This is a genomic window from Aequorivita echinoideorum, assembly GCF_018476645.1.
In the GTDB taxonomy this organism is placed as follows: Bacteria; Bacteroidota; Bacteroidia; order Flavobacteriales; family Flavobacteriaceae; genus Aequorivita; species Aequorivita echinoideorum.
Window position 1 is genome coordinate 216,197 of sequence record NZ_JAHCTB010000003.1, and the last position, 22,194, is coordinate 238,390.

Sequence of the window (22,194 nt, forward strand, 5' to 3'; positions counted from 1 at the left end):
GTATTTTAAATTATGAAAACACCTTATAAAAATATATACACCGTCCTTAAAACGAACCGATTCATTGTAATCGCCGTATTGGCCTTCTCTTTTCTTTCGAGTGGATTGGCCGTTTGGTCAGTTTTCAGAATCAATAACAAAGCATTGAACAATGCTTTCGCCATCAATACCGACGGATCTGTAATTCCTTTAAAATGGGTGGCACAAAAGGAAAATCTTAGAGTTGAAGCCTTGGCGCATCTCGAGCTGTTTCATACCTATTTCTACAATATCGATGCAAGCAACTACGAAAAGAATTTGGAAAAAGCACTTTGGTTGGGAAACAGCTCAGTTGATAACCTGTACCGACAGAAAAAAGCCGATGGTGTATATAATAGATTGCTCCAATATTCACTGGTTCAAAAAGTGCTCAGCATTGAATCCCAATTAGACCTGCAGAGCAATCCCTATAAATTTCAAACTAAAACAATTTTTGAAATCAATCGCGGCACCGTGGTGGATAGGTATGAGTTGATTTCCACAGGAAATCTGATTGTCGTGGACCGAAATTTTCCCAAGAACACACACGGCCTTTTGATTACTGATTATTTTGAAAAATCACTTAAAAAACTTACAAATGAAAATTGAAAAGAATAAAATAGTATTCGGTTCTGTCCTCGCAGTTGTGGTAGTATTCATTATCGCCTACACCGTATCCGTATTGTCGGGTGATGAATCCAAAAGCGAAAGCTTGACACAGACTGCCGTGCCGGATTTGGATGAAAACCAAAAAGAATACAAGACAAAACTGGAAGCGATTGATGCGCTAAAAGAAGTTAGAGAAACCAATGCACCGAGTATTTACGATGAAAAGAATATCGATTCCCTGGGTTTTTACGATCCTGATTTTATGGATAAAGAAAAGGTGAGGATTGTGGATAGTATTTACAAACACAACAGGATCACCTATTCAAAAGACACCTATGTGGTTCCCGAAAGGTATCGAAGGAAACCAAAAGTGAACGAGGATACCCTTACGGCCAAAAAAGATGAAGCCATTGCACTAAAGGAATTGGGTCTGGAACATCAATTGTTTTTTGCGTCGGATCCAATGGCCAATCCAAAGATGGACATTGCCAATACTGATGCTGAAATATTGGTGGAAGTTGACGGGAACCAAGTAGTGAAGACCAATTATCGCCTTCGGATGCGCCTGTTAAAGGATGCATTGATAAATGGAGTAAAAGTTCCAAAGAACACACCCGTTTTCGGTTTTATTAGCTTTAAACCAAACCGTGCCCTAATTGAAATTGAGAACATTAATCATCGTCCCGTCAAACTAAAAGCCTTTGATCTCCAGGATGGAAGTGAAGGGATTTATGTGGAAAACAGTTTCCGAGCTGATTTGAGTCGCGAGATCGTGGATGACATAGTAGGAGACATCAATATAGCAGGGGTTCCACAGGTTAGCGGAATCCAAAAAGTATTTCGAAAGAACCAAAGAACGGTCAAGGTTACCGTGACCAATAATTATAAACTCATTCTAAAACCAGCGTTATGAAAAATTCAATTTTATTGGGAAGTTTATTCCTTGCCAGCTTCTTTATGGAGGCCCAAAACACTGCCCCGCTCGACACCATCTTTGCCAACGACCAAAAGAACGTAGCCCTCTTTTTTCCCCATCCTATTCGACAAGGAATTACGGGTGCGGACAATTTTGTTTTTACTTATAACCGTGAAAAAGAACAATACTTTGGACTGCTCCAGGCAAAGCCCGGAAAGGCAAGTAATTTGCTTGTAATCAACACAAATGGCTCAATTTTTTCGTATATTGTAAGCTATAGGGAGCAATTGGAAAAGCTGATTCATTTTGTTCCACAGTCCGAGAGTATCGGTTTTGAACAACCAAAATTTACAGAGGGTTCTGATTCTACTAATGTTGCCAATCTGTTCACGGACAAAACATTTTACTACGAAAGGTTTTGCTCTTATCTGTTGACTAGAAAACAAAAAATTGGGAGCATCCAAAAACGTAAGCATGGTATAGTTCTGAGTTTGGAAAATATAGTTTTTGATAAGGAAGAACTTTATTTCGTTGTCAAAATTGAAAACAAATCTTCATTGGATTACGATCTAAATTTCTTGGATATTTCGACACAAACCAGAAAACAGGGAAAGAAGAAATCTTTACAGCAAATTTCACAGCTTACTAATTTTAAATACAATGTTCCTACGAAGGTTGACGAGAATCAAATCAAAAGAATGGTTTATGTACTTCCCAAATTTTCATTGAGCAATGATAAAATGGTCGTTTTGGAACTGAATGAAAAAAATGGGGAACGAAATATAAAACTGAAAGTATCAAATAAATATATCAATAACCCAAATTGAAACTGCTATGAAAAATCTAGCCTTAATACTCCTGTTTCTTGTTGGTATCTCCTGCTCCCAACAATCCCTATCCCCTACCGAAACTGCCAAGGTTGTTGTGGAAAGTTTCTATAATAAAGACAATCAGAAATTGAAGGAATACACTACCGCTGAGAGTTATGAATCATTTATGGCCATTCAAGATATAATGACTGCCAACACTTCTGGAAAATTTAATTTTAAGGTTTTGCAAGAAAAAGTGGATGGAGATATTGCTTGGGTTCAGTTTTCTACTTCGTATGAGGAGAAACCTGAGACTTTTAAGCTTATTAAGGAAAATGGGCGATGGAAGGTTACGGAAAAAGCTTTAAAGGAAAAAGGACCATTTTGAGATAAAAGATTAGTGCTTAATCTCGTTAGCCAACCAAATTCCATATTTTTTCCAAAGCTCGTACATTACTAGCCATTCTGATATCCAAGGAATAATATCAACAAAATTTAAATCTAAATGTTGTGGTAAATCTTTTGGATAATAAAGGCATAGACTGTTTCCTGGATATAAATGTGGCGCAGTTCCGAATTTAATTCTACTATCGTTCAAAATAAATACCCTTTCTTTTCTTCCAATGCCATTTATATCATAACTCACAAGTATTTCGTATTCTTTTTTACAGCCTTTTGGCCTAATTTTACCCTTTCCCAAGAGTTTACCGTCTTTAACAACTGTTTGTAACCAAGGAAAGTTTTTATCAACATATTCCTTTTGAATGTATGGCGCGATATAATTCTTTGAAAATATCGTATTTTGTCTTGAACGAATGTCTATTTCCACACTACCATAATTACGGTTGGGTTTACTTTTATATCCGTGGGTTTCAGTAATATTCCCACTCCCATCTACATAATTATTTCCCGATAAAATAGTAAGACCAGCTTTTTCAAGAGTGTTTGATTTTGTTGATACCAAACTCTCCAGTTGTGCTTTTAAAATAGTCTTTGTTCTGGTACTTCCGAATAAATCTTCTGCCACACCAAAATTACCATTTTTTAGACGCTCCCAATTTTCCTTAAAACTTCTTGCAAATGCAATAAACTGAATATAGTACTCTTTATCTTTATCCCATTTCTCTGTAAAATCTTCGTCTTCATTCACAGGGTTTAAAACCTTGATTCTGTTATAAACACCACTACTTTCGTATAACATCTCATAGGCACTATATCTCCTTAAAATTTTATTTAGAACGTTATCAATGGTTTCATAAATAGACGCTTCACCATCGTAAAATTGCCCAAAAATCGTTGTAAGAACTATACTGGAAGTTCGATATTTTGGTTTATTTGCAAAAAAGATATCCCGATAACGTTTTGTGAGTTGCACAGAGCGTTTCAATGGCTCTTTGTCATAATAGTCCTCATTTGGCAAATCTTCCTGTTCTGCTTTTGCTTCGGAAAGGGTAATATATCCACTAAATGCTTTCTTCAATAAAGTTTCTCGAACGTTTTCTGCTCTGTCCAAAAACCATTTTGAGTATCCTTTTGGGAATGATGAAGTCCAAGATGCCAGTTCTCTGTCGGGAACCATCAATTTATCTTCTGTTTCAATGATTATACAACCGGGAAGTATATCGAGGTGAAAATCACCCTCGTAGTTTATTCTCGCACATCGATTTTTTTCAATTAGCTTTGGTTTGTAAAGTTGGTTGTTTTTGAATACCCGGATGAGATGATTATAAATCTCTGATGAAGTATAAATATGGTATGACTCTCTGATTTGGATTACTATATCCAAATCAAATTCATCTTGGCCAATGGGTTTTGTAGTCGTACCTATCGCTTTTGAACCTTGTGGATATACCACAAAGTCCACTTTGGAAAAAAATATTGGATCTGCCTTTAATACATCATAAATTGCATTGTAAGCGGATTCCATTCTTTTGGAACGTGATTCATCAAGTTCAAGCGATTCAGCGAGTCTTGCAAGTAAGTCTTCTCTTTGAAAACCGTGGTTGTATAAATATTCTTGAAAATTCATTTATATTGTAAATTTGGCGTGTTGTCCTATTTTAAATTTGTGATTGTTAAAGCATTCTTTTTCAATTTCATCTTTGGTTACGAATGCGTATTTTTCGGTAAATCTGTTTGCATCCAATAAATTATTGAACTGGTTAAGTTGATCTTGGTTGAGTTCAATCTGAAAAATATCGTATATCAACGTATGATATGTCTCATCGCTAAACCTATTCTGTTTATTGAGAATATTCTCGTGAGTACCAAGATATTCAGCCCGTATGGTTTTAAAGTTTTCCGGCTTTAAAATTTTTGTTTCAACCAATTCTTCAAAAAATTCTCTCCACACACCAATTTCTCTATCTTTTCTTGATTTAAACCACTGTATAATATTTGGAATATGTTTTGCCCTTACAAAAAAGCGCAAGTCCTTCGGATTCTTGATGTCTGATTTTGGATAAGCTTCCCAATCTTTATAAATATCCTTATTGCCAACCAATTTGTATACGCCACCAACAGGTTGGTACTGATTAATTTTAGAGCCTTTCACTAAAAAATAAAGCTCATTTCCCTGTATTTTTATCCGAAGCAAATAGCTCAATGACACATACACTTTTTTGTTTGGAATTAAGAGAGAACATTTTAAGGCTATCCAAAAATATTTGCCTTGACATTTAATGGTTTCGTAAATCCCCATCAAGCAGGCCGTAATAATTGCAATTGCAAATGCTACCAAAATTTCCTTATGAAAATCTGTTACTGGATTAAGGAAAAAATACCTATAAATTAAGTAGCCGATTGCTAAACAAAAACCGACGACGTAACCAAAAAATCTTTTTAATTCACTACTCATCCCTTGCCATCACTTTTAAAGCAATTGCACCTGCCAGAATAAGAAAACCGGTCGTCACTTGACTACTTTCTGCTTTACCGAACTGAACCCAATTTGCAAAGTGTTCACAGTTGAAATTTAACAAACTGTATCTGTTACCTAATTTAGAATAAGCCCTATGAATTGCTAATTGCCGTTGAAATATTGTTCCATTGAACGGCCTAACGCCTATTGGTTCATAATCTTGTAGTAATCTCATTAATTCGTGATGATGCAATTCTTTTACTCCATCAATAAGATTACCAATAAATCTATTATCTCCAACATACACTATGTAATGATTAAGAATTCTACCGAATCCAGTACGTTTTTTAGCAATAATTACATCCCCTGGCAAAAGACCAGAGAGATTATATAATGTATTTATCATATTTTATTTTTCTTTTCTGACCCCTTTAAACTTTCCGCCAGTTGTTTTCACGTCCATAAATTGACCGTTTTCGCCATTTCTTTTTACGTACAAGTTTGTTTTTGGGTTAAGGACTTGTGACCTTTGTTTTACAGCTCCTTTTCGAGCATTGTCTCCGATTGGTTTATTTTTTGCCATCTTAAAATTTGTTAAAAATTATTATTAGTTTTACGCGAGCATGTTACTACCCTTAATACGCTCAACCGTTCCCAACGCTTTTGCGTACAGTTAATGAACCAACTAAATGTCTGACTGGAATATACTTAAAGATGAAGAAACCCTACAATTGACTGAACTTTATCAGGATAAAGGTAATCCCGATTCTTTACGGGAAAACGCATTTCACGCTTTATGTCATAGATTTAAAAAAGATGTGTTGAACAAATGCGAAATCACTTCTAAAAGATTTGGTCACGACATTACGGTCGCTGAATTAGTTGCCACCGCTACATTCTCTTCATATGCAAAAAAGGGGGACTTCCAAATAAATAAGGCAAGGAAAAAAAATGTGGATGATGCTTTTAAAAATTATTTATATAAAATTGCGAGAAATGAGTTTACAAACTATTATCGTCAACAGCAACGGAAAATTAACAATCCTTATGACGGGTCAGAAGAAATTGTAACTGAATTGCCTAATCTAAAGGGCGTACAACTCAATATGGAACAGGCTATTATCATCAAAGCAATAGAATCACTAACCCCAGCCCAAAGAACTGTTTATTTAACTTACACCAAGTATGAGAAGTTAGGATTTAATCTTCCTAAAAAACTTCGTGAACAACTCCGCGTCCATTTAGGTGGAATTGAACAATCCACTATTCGTACTTATAAAAAGGAAGCGCTTGAAAAGATTAAAAGTTATAAGGAAGTAATGAAATTAACTAAAGAATTATCTGATGGAAAAGTCTAAAATAGATGAAATACTAGGTTCTTTAGGTTTTGGTTTACCTGAAAATGAAATTGAAATAAAAGCATTTGACGAAAGTTTTAGAAATTATCGGTTTGAGGCAGACGAAACTAAAATTAATTCGGAAGAGATTCTAAAAAATTTACGGCCTAAAATAAAACCTACTAATATTGATTTTCATCGTAGAACAGTTTTAGCCGCTGAAATTGTATTTAAACTTCATAAAGAAAACACTTTAGGACATCTTAAACTCCAAAAGTTAATATACCTGTGCCAGCATTCAGCACAAATGAATCTTCATACGAATTTTCTCAAACAGGCAATGGGCCCTTATGACAATCGATTGATGCGGTCATTGGATAAAAAATTTAGAGAAAATCAGTGGTTTACTTTTTCCTCAAACGACTACCTCAAGTATCAGCCTTTAGAAAAAGTTGGTGGTCATAGAGAATGGTATGAACGTTATTTTTCCAACGAGCTCTCTGATATTGATTTTATTATTGAAAAATTTAGAAAATTTAGAACTAGAAATGTAGAGCTAATCGCTACAGTTTTTGCTTGTTGGAAAGAAATTATAGAAGAAAAACAACTTCTCAATGATGAAATTTTAATAAAGAAATTTTATGACTGGCATCCAGATAAATCGAAATTTAAAAGAGAGGAAATACTTGATACAATTGAATGGATGAATAGTGAGGGATTTTATCCTTCAAGTAATTAAAATTTACCTTCCACATTAACCTGCCAATATCCGCGAGTGCCACCTATGCGTTCTATATATCCAGCTTCTTTTAGATTATTTAGGTGCTTTTGAATAGCAGATTCATTTATATGAAGAACCTCTGCAATTCCAGAACGACTTATCCTATTATCTACGTATATAAGTTTTAGTATTTGCTTTTGTCTTTGTGTTAATTCAGGATTAGCATCTATTGCTTTTTCAGTTTCCTTATTTATTTGACTACCTTTTTGACCACCCATTTGACCACCCATTTGACCACCCATTTGACCACCCATTTGACCACCTATTACACCACCTATTTGACCACCTATTTCTTTACCATCAGCATCATCTTTATTAACAGCAGTTTCTTTTGCCATAAAAGTCATTCGAAGAAAGTTTTCACTAAAGTTAAAACTCTCTTTTCCATAGTGTTCTAAAATACGTGGTATGCCAGAACCCAGCTGTTCCACCAATTCCAAATCTTTAAAAATACGCATCAATTCCTTATTCCGAGGTACGGAAAAGCCTTCAAAAAACTCCTGTTCGCTCAAACCTTCCGGTAAACCGCCAGCAGATGTAATCTCAATTCGGTCTGAAAAGATTTCAAATTTTGGCGGAATTTCATTGGTATAGTCATTATGCACAAATGCATTGATGATGGCCTCACGTAAGGCAATGGGATTCCAAAGATTATTTTGTTTTCGTTCTTTGGATGTGATTTTAGTATTGGTTCTATTTTCTACGGCAATCTTATCGATGACTTGCTTTGTTGCTTTTACCAAACTTTCGTGGCCATACTCATTGCTTTCTATCAAGTCAGCACGACTTGTTCCTGAATATTTGGCAACTTTTATAGATGTATTGTTTTTGTCGGCCAATAAATAGGCTGCATAATTATATAAACCATCTTCCGTAAGAAGTTCCAGATTTTTTGCAAAGGCATTACCAAGAGTATGACCCGATTCCTGATAGTATATCTTCAATTGACTAAACGTCAAATCTTGTCTATTTGCCTTTATTTTGCTAATGGAATTACGGGTTCGGCTGGCAAAAAGTTCATCAATCATCTTTTGTGGCATCGGTTCTGCAGCAGAACCTAAACGGATGAAACAGCCTTTCTCGCTCATCCCATATTTTTTGAGATGATATGGTTTTTCCGGACCACTGGCGACAATCACTTTGAGGATGTCCTTTCCTTTCCTAACTTCACTCACGATGTCGAACAGACCCATTGCAGAGGGGCGAATGTTGTTTTTTAACCTGTCTTTTATTTTGAGTTGGTCTGCATCAGCATCTGCCAAGCCATAAGTGTTTCCATTTTTATCGACACCAATATATAGAACACCGCCTTCACGATAGTTCAGGAAAGCAATGACCTCTTTTTCCAGACCTTCGGTAAGTTCTCTTTTGTATTCTATACGATTGGTTTCTGACATATAAATTTGAATTCCTTTTCTACTCGGAATTTTAAAAGCATTAGGATAAAGATATTAATTTTTGAAGATTGATCTCGCTTCTCTATAAATCCGTTCAAAATTTTCTTCTAAATCCGCCTCTGTATATTTATGGGCTTTGGCAGGCAATCGTCTTTCAATCCTGGAAAGTTTGAATTGGACCTTTTTATCCTCTCCATCCGCAAAGGTTATAAACTCGCCTTGTTTAAGCCTAAAAAACACATCTGCCCTAATCTTTGACACTTCACGTTCACCGGTTGTGATTCGGGTATCAAAATTCAGGTTATGTCCTCGGTTCACACTTGTGGTTTCCTTTTTGACTATTTCAAAAAACCGTTCGTAATATTTGGCAGTGTCCGGGTCGTTTACCTTTCCGAAAAATTGATAGGACAAATTACTTAAGATTGCCTTACTCGCCTTGTCCCCATACATCATATCATTCTGAATTTTATCCTGCATCACATAAATGGTGGCGATATCATAACTCCGCAATGTTGCAGGGATGCGGTGCATATTGAGCAATCGAATCGTGGGCGCTTCCTCCATCAATAGGAATGATGGTTTTGAATTCCGTACACTCATTTGTTTTGTAATGGTATGGATTATGGTTGCGATAATTGGCGAATAGGCAGTTTCATATTTTGGATTATTTACAACTGATATGATGATAGGTTTCTCTCGCCTATTGATATTTAGCGGCACATCATCAGCGGAAAGTACCATAAAAATACGCTTGGTACTTATCTTTTTAAGTGCATTGGCCAACGTGCTTTTAACGCCTGCGGTTTGTCGGTCAGATTCCTTCCCACTAATGAAAGCGTCTGCCATTGCCCGGGACGTTGTATTTGAACTTAAAAAGGCAGTTAGACTATCTGTGTCCAATAACTGATAAATCGCTATCAGATGTGGTAATGTGCAGTATTGGGGATAGGATGTCCGCAGTTTCCAAATCAAGCCACCTATTAGGCCTTCTGCTGCATCATTGAAAAATTTACTTGTTCCCGTACTGCCAGATTCTTTCTGCTCCAATAGGTTTTCGATAAGAACTCTTGCCACTTCATTCACGCTTTCCTCATCCTGCATATATTGGGGTGCGATTGGATTCACACGATCAAAAATCTCATCAAAGGAGATGATCCGAAATTCTATCTGCTTTTTTTCAAACAACGGATATGCCATTTCGGTAATTTCAAAATGCTTGTAATCGTGGATCAAACCGCAAAAAGAATGCGAACTGAAATGAGAAAGAAAGTTGAACACCACGCTTTCCGTCTTCCCGCTCCCAGCGGATCCTATGACGGAAACTCCACGTTTGATATTGTTGATTTTAAACGGACTTCCCTTTGTCTTAAAATGAACTTGGTATTTATCATTTAGGCCCTGCGTTTGATTGGCTTTGTGAAGAAAAACATAGAGTACCGTGTTTATCAATAGTAGCGGACAAAATAAGGTAAGTAGATAAAATATTAAGTCTGAATTCGTTTCAAAATAAAACAACATTGCAAAGCAACTAATCAGTAGTACAACATTTATAAAAAAAGCAAAACGCGTCAGTTTAAACAGCGCATAGAAAAAAATGCCCATTCCAACAATCAATGTTATTATTACCCTAAAACTTTGTGTACCCATAACTCTAAATTCCTATTGAACCCGATTTAATGGCCACTTCAACCCCTCTTTTTAAATATCGAATAGTTTTCAATGCAACTTGAACCTTATTTGTGGGAATACTTGCAATCGGCACACCCGATTTCCCAAGAATCTTAAAGGCAATGGCTTTTTCGCTTGCTGGCAAACCCAATAAAACTGAAAAATACAGCTTTGGATTTTTGATAAAATCCTTTTTCGATTGATAGGATTCAGCATAGTTACGTTTATAACCAAAAGTGGCATCGAAAGTTTTTTCAGCTTTGGTAAAAAATGAGTCCCTATCGAAACCACGCTTTACCATTTTTCCATTCAACATTACTTCTGATGATCTATATTTACTTCCCGGTGAAAGGCTCACGGAATTGGAAGCATCCTTCCGACTGACTATGATGTGAATGTGGCTTTGGCTTCCCTCTTTCTGCATTCCCTGTACGATCCGTTTTCTCCCGAGGCCTCGGGATTGGTGTGGGGCGCTGGCTTCAAGTTTAGCTATTTCTGATTTTAATTGTTTGATGTTTCCAGTGAGCTCGTCATTTTCTATCTTCCAAATCTCCTTTTTTAATTTAAGTATTTTGGTCGCAAAGGGTTGGTTCTCCCTCACCTGCCTATCCGTTCCCTTAAAGGTTCTTTGGTGTTCTATCTTTGCGAAGTACTTTATATCATCAACGGTAATCGGTTTCCCATTTATATCACGATTGAAGGAACTGGCATAATCTTTCATTATGGCCCTGGTATATCGTTTCAAGTCCTCACTGCTATTCTGCAATTTCCTCAACTCATACTTACTTGGATTTACGGTAATCGAATAAAATTTGGGTTCCACTTTTTTGAGTTTTGCAGTATTGTCATCAATTTCTTTGATGACGTTTTCTGCACTGATTTCATCGGAATACTGATTGAAAAAGTGTTCCATTTCTTCCCATTCCAAACCTTGGTTTTCCTTCTCCAGATACTCCACAAATTCCGCAGCACTTTGTGCATAGGTCTTACCCAATTTCTGGGCTGTTATCGTGATATACATTTATAATGATTTTATAGTTCGTTATTGGTATGTTTCTTCTCTTGGAATCGTATTTCATTTTTTTTAATTGGAATCTCCTTTTCCAAAATGAGTGGCTTTTTGTTTGGTTCCAATTCTTCAAAAAGTGATTGCATCATTGCGACCGTAGGCTTGGTCTGGTTCTTTTCTATGTCCTTCATAATCGCAATAACTCCATTGATTCTTTTCTTTATCAACGCTTCCAATGTCTGCATTTTTGGACCTATGGATTCATTTGGCGAAATACCGTTATCCTCAAAAAAATCGAGCATCAGGAGCAAGGCCATTGACTGGGATCTGGACATTCTCTTGCAGAACCGCCTAAACTTCACGGCCACGGAAGCCTTGATTTTCAAGGTCTCAAACCGTTCTTTTTCATATCCTTTATCCATTCTTTTTAGTAAAAATTTTCCCTGTTTAATTGCGCCGACGTCTGTTTTTAGTAAAAAATCAATTCTGAAATCCAAATATTCGAAAAGGAATTAATTTCAACGGCTTGATTTTTAATTGTTTGCAAAACAACAAAAACCGAAACATCGCGCCAGCGTGTTACCCTCTTGCTATTCCTTTTCGTCCAGCTCACTGGACCAAAAAAAATACCATTACACCTGAATGTAATGGCTTATTTACTGACTGAAATGAGATTTGAATTTTTTAAGATTTTAAAAATGAAATTTTGTAAGTATTACCAAAGAAGAAATAGAATTATTGAGAAAAATGGAATCCGCTTAAAAACAAAGACCTCTGAAAATTCAAAGGTCCTTGGGTTTTGGTTTTTAAGACTTAAATGACAAATACAAAATCATAGCTGTAAAGATTCCGCTGTGCTTCCTCTTCCAGCATCGTATCAAAATCAATATGATTTTCATCGGCGTACCTTCGGATATCATCTCCAAAACGTTCCTCTATTTCCTTTTTGGAGTTTTCAAGAAGTTGGTTTTGGGTCTCCTCGTTCAAGGTTGAATAATTAAGGTAAATCATAGCTTACATTTTAAAATCTTAATATTCACTTGGCAACAAGAGCGTGTTATCGATAAAATAAAGCCGGAGTTCATCCAATGGAAAATCCGTTGCCCTGTATTTATGGGTTTCCAAAACAGTTCCATTTCCATCGCCATAAGTGATGGTCGCCTCGCAACCCATTTTTTGCTGTTCCTCTTCCGATAACCTTTTAAAGTCAATGGTTATGAAATAGCTTTTTTGCATTAGGCTCTTCGCTATTATCGAAGTGTCCGTTACCAACCAAAAACATTCAGCTGCTTCCACCAGATATTTTATACCGTTGGTAAATCGGGTGCGTGTCAGTGGGATTTGATAGAACATATCCGTTCCAGAAAAATGTTGCAATCCCTGTTTTATTTCGTTAACTTGTGTTTTCATTATACATTTATTTAAAAGTGTTTAATAATCAAATAAGAGGGCGCTACTTTCGACGGGAACGCCCTCTTAAATTTTACCGCTGTTATTCAGCGTTTGTGTTGTCCTTGGTTCCGAGCAACAGGATTTCATCGGCTACCACTTCGGTAACATATCGTTTCTCCCCTGTTTCGGTCTCATAGGATCGGGAGGTCAATTTGCCCTCAATGGCAACTTCCTTTCCCTTGCCCACGTATTTCTCAACGATTTCGGCAATCTTGCCCCAGGAAACTATATTGTGCCATTGTGTGTCCTGTACTTTTTCACCCTCTGAATTTTTATAAAATTCGTTGGTTGCAAGTGAAAAGTTAACGACTTTCCTGCCGCTCTCAAGGGTCTTGATCTCGGGAGAATTCCCCACGTTCCCGATCAGCTGTACTTTGTTTTTTAGTGTACTCATGATTAAAAGATTTAAGGATTAATTAAAATTCCATCCGAACCCTTCGGACGGTTTGCGTTTGTATTTTTTTGGAGTGATTTACTTATTATATCCAGAGCGTTTTCCTTTTTTTGTTTTTTTAACTTTGTTTCCGCTTCCCTTTTATTGATTTCGTAAGATTCCATAATTTCCGTTTTAGATTTACTTCCCATAGAGCCGTCGCTGTTACCTTTTTTTGTTGCTGATACATTTTCAATATTTGGAATTAATAAGGACTTATAAAAGGGAGGCACGACCGGTTATGCAGTCTGTTTAACTTCCAAATGTTGGTATTTTGCTGTCAAAAAAAGGTAGGGACAGTGGCGGATCGGGAGGTTTCTAAAGGACGTATGTGAAATACTAAAATCAAGGGAAGTGGGAACAAATGCAAAAATGTGAATTCCGACCGGGCGGACTCCGTTCACAATTTCGGCTTGCAATGGAGTGTTCCGTTCCGGCGGAGCGGATCGGGTTAGCGAAATGGAGAGCGGAAATTGGGGACGGTGTCCAAGACCTATTTAATGAAGCTCTTTACCCGAAATGTAGCTTTTCGCGAAATGTAGAGGAATGGGCTGAAGGATAAACAAACTTTATAACCCAATCAATTCATTTAAGTCCATTATTATTTATGAATTTCTTTTCAAAATAATTTTACCCTAAATTAAAAGAATAAAGCTTTTTTATTTTATTACTTGCTACTTATTATTTGCAAATTAACATCGCCTACTGTAGCAAGGTAATGGCTTGTTGTAGCTAACAATGATAAAATACTATCTGAAGCATTTACTTTTGATAACGATGGCTGGACTATGTAAATATGAAACTTTGTATCAAGATTCCATTTAACAGCTGTGAGAAGCAATTCAAGCTCTTCTTCTGTACCTTTTATAAGTCTTGAGCATTCTTTATCTTTTTCTTTTTTAATTATTCGCTTAAAGAGATGAACAAACAATTCTTTTCCTTCCCTATATTTCCAGTTTAAGGATTTTTGCGCTTGACCACAGACTTGATAAAAATTGTCAATGTTATTACCTACTTTACCGCCTTTCGCATATTTCAGATGAAATAGATGTATATCTATTTTTCCTTCTGATTTGTTTATGGCCACCACGTCGGCAATTTCCCCTGAACCGTCGTCGTCATAAATTATGTCGTAATCATCTTTTATCTTCTGAATGAATTGATATTGAATAGAATCTTGAATATAGGGTGCAATGCCCATTGATTCCTTATTCAAAGACACACCATCCCAATTCCAACTCTGTAATAAATCCTTGTCGAAATTTTCAACTGGGTCTTTTGGTTTGAAATAATAATTTAATTCAAGTTGTGAACCGTCTGCAAAAAAGATTATAGGATGAAAGTCATTTAAAAATTCTTCTAATTTCTCAACTTTACTGCCATAGCTCACAGTTGCATCATCGTTACCAATTTTTACTATTTTACAATTTGGCACAGGGACACCATCAAGTAATTTTGAACCTAAAATAATCTCAAATTCTATACTTAAGTCATCACAATCCCAAGAAAATTTGATTGGATTTTCAACTTTTGTATCAATTATATTCAATTCAGAATTGGATAAGTCATATGTTTTCTGATTACTTTTTATTTTGAATGAATATCGGCGTTCTGGATGCCTATAAATTTCAGCATTCCAATCTACAGCTATTGGAAGTGTATTTGTTGGACGACTTGTAATAACTATTGGAATGATAGTGTTTTTTAAAAATATATTTGGATTAATAGTGTCATTGATAAGTATGCTTCCTAAATTTTCACACCAATCATTCAATTCTTTTAAATTACCTCGAAGATATGCCCAGACTTTACCTTTTACAGAGCAACCTATGGAAACCTGCTCGCCTGAAGTATATCCAGTACCGAAAGCATTGTTCTTCTTTAATGTTCCTTGTTCAAGCTGTTTTATTCCATCTTCTACATTTTTACCAAAAAAAGATTGATAGCTAATATCTTGACCAATTCCTTTGCGGCCACCAAAATTATAAAGTCTCAATCGTTTAACATCGTGAAAAACTCTAAAAACATTCATTCCGTTTATAATTGAATTTGGCTCATTGAAAATAGCATTTATCAATTTTTCACTTTTTAAAGATTTGAATGATGTATGAATATATGCCAGGTTACTTTCCTTCCTTTTATCCCAATGCACTACCAATAATTCCCATTGCAAATTTTTAACTGAATCAAAAGTTCCCCAATCTGTCCTTCCAGTTTTACCTAAAATGACCACCAAAGTTTTCTCATTATCGTTTACATCACTGAATTGATGCTCATAAGATTCAATATTTGCAATACCTTCCTTCCAATTATTTGGATTCCATTGTTCACAAGTAACCTTATAAACTACGGCACTCAACGCTGGACTAATTGATTCAAAAGGTATTTCAGATTCTTTCAAATTCTTAAAACCTCCTAAAAACGTTTGAATATCAAGTTGACTTTTGGTTGCTCCTTCACTTATTTTAGGAAGTAATGCATTCCAATCACTTCCTTTGGCATAAAGTTCATCAAGTTCTTGCTGTATAGGTGGATAAGCTGTATTCGTTATGAATGTTGCGTCCCCAATATTATTTCCAGATGTTCGTGTAAATCTTCCGATAAATTGAAGCATAATTGGAATACTTTGTCGGTCATCGTGGATGGCTGCAATTTTCAATTCTGGTAAATCAAACCCTTCGCCAAGCATATCAACACAAACAATTATTCTATGCTTTAAAAGTTTTATATTCTCTATTTTCTGTTTCAGTCCCGCAATTCCTGTATATACCAAAACAGGGGATAAATCAGAATGTGTGGAATAAAATTTAAAAACCTCTTTTGCTCTATTTTTCGTTTTGCATCTTGCAAGTAGTGCGTGGTTTAAATTTTTCGACAAATCTTCCCTTAAAACAGAAATTGCTTTTTCTGCAATCGCTTTATCGGCGCTTTCAATATTATATTCCCTTATTGGTTTAAATACAATTTTTTTGTAATAGCCTTGTTCCTGTGCTGCTTTTAAAGAGAATTCAAATATGAACTTTCCATCGAGCTTCTTCTGGTCATTTCTAAAAGGTGTAGCAGTAAATAAAAACACTTTATTTTTATCGAATAAATCAATAAAATCTCGCCAAGTTTTAGCTTCCGAATGATGCGCTTCATCAATGAAGTAATGAGAAAAAACATCACTCATTGTTGCCTTCTGGGCTTGTTCTGAACCCGATAGAATGCTCATTGTAGTAACAACTACATTTACATTTGAAAGAAATTTTTGAAGTTCGTCCTCACTCTTAAACTTTTTCGTAATTAATCCCACAATTGGATTCAATGCACTTGCGGCAACTATATTAAAATCTTTGAGCAAGCCAAGTGTAAAAAACTTTTTGAATATTTGCTCTCTTAAAGCGTCCGATGGAACTGATATAAGCAACTTCTCGCATTGATTGGCAATTAATGCTGAAATCATTGTTTCAGTTTTACCTGTTCCTGTTGGCATAACAACAATTCCTTTATCGCTCTGATTTTGTATATGCGATAATATTGAATATAAGGCACCAAGTTGTGGTGGTCTTAAACCATTTATATTTTTCTCTAAATCTTCTTTTATAAAATGAAAATTTCCAAACCACGATTCTTTTACCTCTGACGGACTTTTTATAGATATGGAAGGATGCTTTATCCATCGTGTAATTGGAAGTTCTGAACGAATAAAGTCTTTTTTGGTTGGCTTTTTTGACGCTAATAATACATACTCAATCCCAGCTGGAACTTTAAGTTTTTTATCTGTTGATACCAACATTCTATTTCCATTTGAATTAAAAATAAATGGCACTTCACTTTCCAACATACAGTTTTGGAAACTCGTTGCACCTGAAAAAAACTGTTTAGCAATATTTCCATTTTTTTCGTAATGGTAATACTCCACATCTGGGGTCAATACTGTAATCATATAGTCAGATTTTATAAACTACTCATTTTGATTGGTCAATTTCTTGATTTTTTCTTCAGCGATTTTGAGGATTTCCTCACTATTCGTTTCATACATTATCATATCAACAATCTTATCAGCCATCCAGATTTTTATCAACTCAATTTTATTTTCATTTAAAGCGGTTGCCAAAGCTTCCACTTGCTCTTTTCGGGCTTTGCGTGTGCCACGTTCAATTTTACTTAATAAAGCTGTATCGGTATCCATTTGTGATGCTACTTCACGAAGTAATAAGTGCTTTTGTTCTCGCAATTTCCTAATGTATTCGCCAAACGTCATTTTAGATATATTTAGACTTGTCAATATTTGTCTAATTTAAGAAAAGTCAGCTAAATGAAAGGAAAAAGATATAAACAGTTGTTAACAGAGATCGAAAGCGAAAAAGATTTAAGCAAAAAAAGGAAACCTACAACTTGATTGCAGAAGCGATACAAAACGCAGAAATGATATTCCGATGAAGCGGACTTAATTCACAATTTTTGTTTGGAAATGAAGCGTCCCATCCCAGTCCCGAAGTTTCGGGGCGGGAAGGGCAAGTGGAATGCAAAACCAAAATTGGGGATTGGGTCCAAGACTTTTTGTAGTGAAGCTCTTTCCCCGGAATGGAATGAAGCGGGAATGTGCTTAACGTATTTTAAATGAATTTCTTTGTAGGGAATCTTTTCCAGAATAGACTTATTTTCTGGTTTTTGCGCAAAGGCAAAAAGTACTGGGTGTAATTACATTAACCAAAATCTATTTGTCACTATTGTTTTATATGTAATTACAGCCTGTACTGCGCGGAAGTGAAGGCTCTTGGGAATGAATGAGTGTAGGCACGGAACGAGTGAATGAGTAAGTGCCGAAGGTGGGGCATAATAACTTTAATCTTTTATTAAAGTGAGATTTTTAAAATCAAGTAATAATTGTCGGTCGTTATCAATATGTTTCCAGTCTTTAATGTTTTCCTGAATTTGTGTAAGATAATTATTATATTTTTTCTTAAGCCATTCGTGTTTAGTCTTGACACTATTTGAATTAGAGTTCAACCCAATCTCTATCAGGCTTTTCAATTTTTTTAAATATGGGACTAAATCATAATTTGGTTCATCCAATTCGTCATTAGCCTGTGTAATATAATCTATGTAATAAAAACCATCATCATCTAAAGATAGACAACTCATTATGCTTTCAGTCTCATCTTCCAATGAATTATGAGGCATCCTATATTCCTTGCCAATCTCAATAACTTCCTCACTTATAATAATTCTTGGGTCAATCGCTTTTTGGGACTCAAGAATGTAAGCATCCGCAAGTGCAGGTCCAAAAATATGATTTTCTGTATGCAACAGTTTGCCTACGCTCACACCGCCTCTGGTCAAATATCCGTTATTTGCAAGTTCAAAAGCAATATGAAGCAAATCAATTAGAGAATAAAACACTTCGCTTGTTTCCTCAATTCTAAATGATATTACAATAGAATCAGAAAACTGTGTTACCATTTTCGATTTTGAAATGCCACTATCATATTCTATTAAAATTTTATTGGCGATATCAATAATTTGTTTTATGCTCTTTATTTTATCCTCGACATCATTTCCAGAATCATCAACAGTAGAATCAATATGCGATTTAAAACCTAAAATATCTATAAAGCAACAAATACGGTATTCATAATTCATAATGAAAATTTTATTTTGTGACTACACTTATCATTTTCTCCAATAATTCTGTTGGTTTTGGCCTTCTAAATTTGTCGTCAATTTTGTTATCGAGGTAGTGGGCGAAAGAGGCATAGCTCTCACTAATAATATCGTCAACTTGTTGTTGGTTTTTGAAGCGGTGGTTTTTCAAATTTATATTCAAATACTTGGTATGGTATTCCAACAGACAATCTTCAAAAGAAAGTTTGCGGGTTTCAAAAAAGTGGCTGTTATAAATTAGAGTGTCCATATCTATAATGATAAGACTTCTTACATTTTCTACATTCAAACCTTCTTTATTTAAAATTGTGAGTGCATTTTTAAACCACCCATCAATTAGCTTATTCATTCCTGGCGTATTGAACATTCTGTAATGGACAATTAATATTGGATATATATGGGCTTTTTCAGAGGGTGCGTATTTATCAAATGAAAGTGATTGGGTCAATATCTCTCTTATGGTGTCTTTAAGTTGCAACACTGCTTTAGCCTTGCCTTTTTCATTTTCTACAAAGGTTATTTTAAGCTTTTCCAATACTTCATAATAGTTGGTAGATTGCTTTATTTCCTTTCCTAAAAGAACATCCTTCGATTCAAACAAAAATATTCTTTTGCCATTGCGCACATAATAATCCGGTGCTCCTTCAAACTCTGCATCCAATTCCTTACCGGACTTTTGTATAAATCTATTACCAAATATCTTCTTAAGTGTTTGATTCAATAAATATTGTTCAGAAAATTCTAAATTTTTAATGCCATAAAGGTTTTTTAACTGTTGGTTTTCCGGAAGCGTGGCATTGATGTCCTTAAAACGAAAATACAAGCCTTTGTAAATCATTTCCACCACAAATAATGGATAGATAATTCTATATTTTCCTTCATCTATTTTATAGAGCGGATAACTTCGAGTTTTGGTAAAATCAAAATCGGTTAACCTTTCATCATCCAGTTTTATATGTTTCTCAATAAACAATGAAAGTTCTTCCTGCTTGTCAGCCTCCAGATGTATTTCAGTTTGAGCCTCTCTTTTTGCGGTTAGCACGGGAAAAACAATACCCAATAATTTATGAAGATACTTCTTGAAATTTGGGACATCATAATAATTATAAAATGCCTTGATTAGATGTTCACTACCTTGAAATGATTCTAAAAACTCAAAGAAACTGTAGGCTTTCAAAAATTGACAGTAAAACACCTTATTTATTTGGTAGTCTGTAATATCGAAACTGTGCAGATTATTTCCTATGAAAAAATTCGTGAGATTGCCCTCAATATCATATTCCTTAAAATTTTGAGCTAAATCCTTACCTCGTTCTGTAATTGTTTTTTGATTGAAAACAGTGTAGGCCTTGAAAAAATTGATTTCAATATCTAAAAATTCCTCTCTGCTATATTCCTTATTATCAAATTCGGCTGGATTATCGTAAACGTACTCAAAATAGGTAAGACTACTCATTGGATATAGGACTTCAAAACTTTCTATATCGAAATCATTTTCTCTTGCAAAAATTACCATCCGTTTATAAACACTATCTGCAAATTGAAAATTGGCTTCTGAAAAATATTCTGGCAAAAAGCCTGTAAGACCAGAAAATTTAGAACCGCTATTTTTAATTCCCAATAGAAAAGAACCCATTAACAATCGCATATCCTTGCCTAAATCCTTCAAATAATGGTCTATGGATTTTTGTTCATCTTCAGGAAAGCACACCTCGAAAGTCAATGGCATTTTAATTGTTACGCCCATATTCTATAAAACATACCTTCATTTCTAACTTCTAATTTAACAATAGATTTTCTACCCACCTTTTCTACCCACTTAAGGAAGTATGTAATTAATTTTCCAATGGCCACCTTTTGCTCCACCCATTCTTTCAATTAGACCAATATCTTTTAGAGCATCAATATTATTATCAATGGCAGTAGGACTTAAGCCTATTATATCTTCAAGTTCTCTTTTAGAAACTTTATTATCTTTATGGATAGCTCTAATAATTCCAACTCTATTATCAGTAAGATTATCTACCCACTTATCTACCCACTTATCAAAATCAAAAGGTCTTCTAAATGTAACAGTAAATATACCTTCAGTATTAAATTCAGGTGGCGTTAAATCTTCTTCTACCATTAAATCCCTCATTCTACTGATACCAGAACCTACTTGTTCTACCATTCTAATTCTTTCAAATAGACCAAATATCAAAGGATTTCTACTTAAACTTCTTTTTCCAAATTCATTTTTAGGAATACCGCTAACAAGTCCACCAGGATTTGAGACTTCAACTCTATCATTAAAAACTTCAACAGTAATACGTGCACCTTTGTCATAATAATCTCTATGTGCCAGAGCATTGATAATTGCTTCCTTAAAAACTGTTTCGGGAATTTCCCAATGTTCCTTACGTGGCCGTGAGCCAGCACCTTCAATATCATAACGAATATTAAGCTTTGTTTTAAGCCAAGCCATCGCTTGAAGGAATTGTTGATATAGCGTACCTACCACAGTTTTATCGTCAACAATGTATCTTTTGTCAATACCATCAAACGCAATACAACGAATCACTGCCTTTTCAAAAAATATTTCGGGGTTTTTAGTAAAAAACAACGCGGCACCATTTTTAAGATAGCCTTCTTTTGTAATCAGTTTAAGATTTTGAAAAACCTGCTCATTGGAAATCGTGGAATTTAAACCTGCCAAATCCCTAAACTGAATAATATTGGCATCAGGAATATCTTGCACTATATCAATGGTTTTGCAAGGTGCTTCATCAAAATAAATTCTATCTGCCTGTTGAAAAAAATCCCTCATTTCCTCAACTGTTGTGAGTTTTTGGGAATTAGGGCCTTGGCGTACATAAATAGCTCCAGAAAGTACATAAGGTTTGCTTTCGCCGGAAGGCACTTCAATTACCACCAACTCTTTACCATCAACCCCTAAAGAATAGATTTCACAATGTAATGCAGGTGTTATTTCGTTTATTGAATTTTGAATCGCAGAATGCTTTGCATTATTGAAAGTAATTCCTTGAATCACATTATTGTCGTCAACACCTAATAAAATAGTACCACCTGCTGCATTGGCAAAGGCACAGATTTCTTCTGTGACCTCTTTGACCTTATTCGGAATATTTTTCTTGAATTCCACATTATAGCCCTCTCCAGATGCAATCAGGGATTTTATTTCAGCGGTGCTTAACATAACTATTGTGATAACTAAAGATGATTCACAAAGCTATTGAAATTGTTTTGGTTATTT

At 35.1% G+C, this 22,194-nt stretch carries 23 protein-coding genes; 6 read left to right on the forward strand and 17 right to left on the reverse strand.

The window, feature by feature from the left end:
• Positions 1-12 precede the first annotated feature (12 nt).
• The 4 genes from KIV10_RS07770 to KIV10_RS07785 are packed head-to-tail and all read left to right on the forward strand — an operon-like array spanning position 13 to position 2,740.
• Complete coding sequence (locus KIV10_RS07770; protein WP_214112942.1) at positions 13-627, forward strand: conjugal transfer protein TraK; 615 nt, start codon at positions 13-15, stop codon at positions 625-627.
• Positions 617-1,540 (forward strand): conjugative transposon protein TraM, encoded by a 924-nt coding sequence (gene traM, locus KIV10_RS07775; RefSeq protein ID WP_214112943.1) that lies wholly within the window; start codon positions 617-619, stop codon positions 1,538-1,540. The genes KIV10_RS07770 and traM overlap by 11 nt, the downstream gene beginning before the upstream one ends.
• Positions 1,537-2,370 carry a DUF4138 domain-containing protein gene (locus KIV10_RS07780; RefSeq protein WP_214112944.1) on the forward strand — a complete coding sequence of 278 codons (834 nt, stop codon included), beginning with the start codon at positions 1,537-1,539 and terminating at the stop codon, positions 2,368-2,370. Before traM ends, KIV10_RS07780 begins: the two co-directional genes overlap by 4 nt.
• Positions 2,371-2,377: 7 nt before the next feature.
• Positions 2,378-2,740 (forward strand): nuclear transport factor 2 family protein, encoded by a 363-nt coding sequence (locus KIV10_RS07785; RefSeq protein ID WP_214112945.1) that lies wholly within the window; start codon positions 2,378-2,380, stop codon positions 2,738-2,740.
• 9 nt (positions 2,741-2,749) lie between these two features.
• Here the strand turns inward: KIV10_RS07785 and KIV10_RS07790 are convergent, their stop codons facing one another.
• Genes KIV10_RS07790 through KIV10_RS07805 form a run of 4 tightly spaced genes read right to left on the reverse strand, consistent with a single transcriptional unit; the run spans position 2,750 to position 5,795 of the window.
• Positions 2,750-4,381 carry a nucleotidyltransferase domain-containing protein gene (locus tag KIV10_RS07790; RefSeq protein WP_214112946.1) on the reverse strand — a complete coding sequence of 544 codons (1,632 nt, stop codon included), beginning with the start codon at positions 4,379-4,381 and terminating at the stop codon, positions 2,750-2,752.
• The gene (locus tag KIV10_RS07795) at positions 4,382-5,209 is read right to left on the reverse strand and encodes an SMODS-associated NUDIX domain-containing protein (RefSeq protein ID WP_214112947.1); all 828 of its coding nucleotides are present in this window, start codon (positions 5,207-5,209) and stop codon (positions 4,382-4,384) included. It lies immediately after the preceding gene.
• On the reverse strand, positions 5,202-5,618 hold the full coding sequence (locus KIV10_RS07800; RefSeq protein ID WP_214112948.1) for a lecithin retinol acyltransferase family protein: 417 nt from the start codon (positions 5,616-5,618) through the stop codon (positions 5,202-5,204). The genes KIV10_RS07795 and KIV10_RS07800 overlap by 8 nt, the downstream gene beginning before the upstream one ends.
• Positions 5,619-5,621: 3 nt before the next feature.
• A complete protein-coding gene (locus tag KIV10_RS07805) occupies positions 5,622-5,795 on the reverse strand; it encodes a hypothetical protein (RefSeq protein WP_214112949.1) in 174 nt (57 codons plus the stop codon).
• Positions 5,796-5,901: 106 nt separating this feature from the next.
• Here KIV10_RS07805 and KIV10_RS07810 point away from each other — a divergent pair, with 106 nt between their 5' ends.
• Both KIV10_RS07810 and KIV10_RS07815 read left to right on the forward strand, forming a co-directional pair.
• Positions 5,902-6,570 carry a sigma-70 family RNA polymerase sigma factor gene (locus KIV10_RS07810; protein WP_214112950.1) on the forward strand — a complete coding sequence of 223 codons (669 nt, stop codon included), beginning with the start codon at positions 5,902-5,904 and terminating at the stop codon, positions 6,568-6,570.
• A complete protein-coding gene (locus KIV10_RS07815; protein WP_214112951.1) occupies positions 6,557-7,288 on the forward strand; it encodes a hypothetical protein in 732 nt (243 codons plus the stop codon). Before KIV10_RS07810 ends, KIV10_RS07815 begins: the two co-directional genes overlap by 14 nt.
• Here KIV10_RS07815 and KIV10_RS07820 read toward each other — a convergent pair.
• The 13 genes from KIV10_RS07820 to KIV10_RS07880 form a co-directional block, all read right to left on the reverse strand.
• Positions 7,285-8,727: an RNA-binding domain-containing protein gene (locus KIV10_RS07820; RefSeq protein WP_214112952.1), complete on the reverse strand. Its 1,443-nt coding sequence runs from the start codon at positions 8,725-8,727 to the stop codon at positions 7,285-7,287. The two genes, KIV10_RS07815 and KIV10_RS07820, sit on opposite strands and share 4 nt — an antisense overlap.
• 54 nt (positions 8,728-8,781) lie before the next feature.
• Positions 8,782-10,374, reverse strand: a complete 1,593-nt coding sequence (locus tag KIV10_RS07825) for a type IV secretory system conjugative DNA transfer family protein (RefSeq protein WP_214112953.1) — start codon at positions 10,372-10,374, stop codon at positions 8,782-8,784.
• Positions 10,375-10,378: 4 nt separating this feature from the next.
• Entirely contained in the window at positions 10,379-11,416 is a 1,038-nt protein-coding gene (gene mobB, locus KIV10_RS07830) for a MobB family relaxase (RefSeq protein WP_214112954.1), read from the reverse strand.
• A gap of 11 nt (positions 11,417-11,427) precedes the next feature.
• Entirely contained in the window at positions 11,428-11,826 is a 399-nt protein-coding gene (locus KIV10_RS07835) for a BfmA/BtgA family mobilization protein (RefSeq protein ID WP_214112955.1), read from the reverse strand.
• A gap of 391 nt (positions 11,827-12,217) precedes the next feature.
• The gene (locus KIV10_RS07840) at positions 12,218-12,415 is read right to left on the reverse strand and encodes a hypothetical protein (RefSeq protein ID WP_214112956.1); all 198 of its coding nucleotides are present in this window, start codon (positions 12,413-12,415) and stop codon (positions 12,218-12,220) included.
• 18 nt (positions 12,416-12,433) lie between these two features.
• Positions 12,434-12,814 carry a DUF6876 family protein gene (locus tag KIV10_RS07845; RefSeq protein ID WP_045079523.1) on the reverse strand — a complete coding sequence of 127 codons (381 nt, stop codon included), beginning with the start codon at positions 12,812-12,814 and terminating at the stop codon, positions 12,434-12,436.
• An 82-nt stretch (positions 12,815-12,896) separates the two neighbouring features.
• Positions 12,897-13,250, reverse strand: a complete 354-nt coding sequence (locus KIV10_RS07850) for a single-stranded DNA-binding protein (protein ID WP_214112957.1) — start codon at positions 13,248-13,250, stop codon at positions 12,897-12,899.
• 11 nt (positions 13,251-13,261) lie between these two features.
• Positions 13,262-13,414 (reverse strand): hypothetical protein, encoded by a 153-nt coding sequence (locus KIV10_RS07855; RefSeq protein WP_246516234.1) that lies wholly within the window; start codon positions 13,412-13,414, stop codon positions 13,262-13,264.
• A gap of 542 nt (positions 13,415-13,956) precedes the next feature.
• Positions 13,957-17,217 (reverse strand): DEAD/DEAH box helicase, encoded by a 3,261-nt coding sequence (locus KIV10_RS07860; RefSeq protein WP_214112959.1) that lies wholly within the window; start codon positions 17,215-17,217, stop codon positions 13,957-13,959.
• A gap of 18 nt (positions 17,218-17,235) precedes the next feature.
• Positions 17,236-17,535, reverse strand: coding sequence for a helix-turn-helix domain-containing protein (locus KIV10_RS07865; protein ID WP_045079525.1), 300 nt, complete (start codon positions 17,533-17,535; stop codon positions 17,236-17,238).
• 584 nt (positions 17,536-18,119) lie between these two features.
• Entirely contained in the window at positions 18,120-18,917 is a 798-nt protein-coding gene (locus KIV10_RS07870; protein WP_214112960.1) for a hypothetical protein, read from the reverse strand.
• A 10-nt stretch (positions 18,918-18,927) separates the two neighbouring features.
• A complete protein-coding gene (locus tag KIV10_RS07875) occupies positions 18,928-20,685 on the reverse strand; it encodes a hypothetical protein (RefSeq protein WP_214112961.1) in 1,758 nt (585 codons plus the stop codon).
• A gap of 72 nt (positions 20,686-20,757) precedes the next feature.
• A complete protein-coding gene (locus KIV10_RS07880; protein ID WP_214112962.1) occupies positions 20,758-22,137 on the reverse strand; it encodes an RNA-binding domain-containing protein in 1,380 nt (459 codons plus the stop codon).
• Positions 22,138-22,194 lie beyond the last annotated feature (57 nt).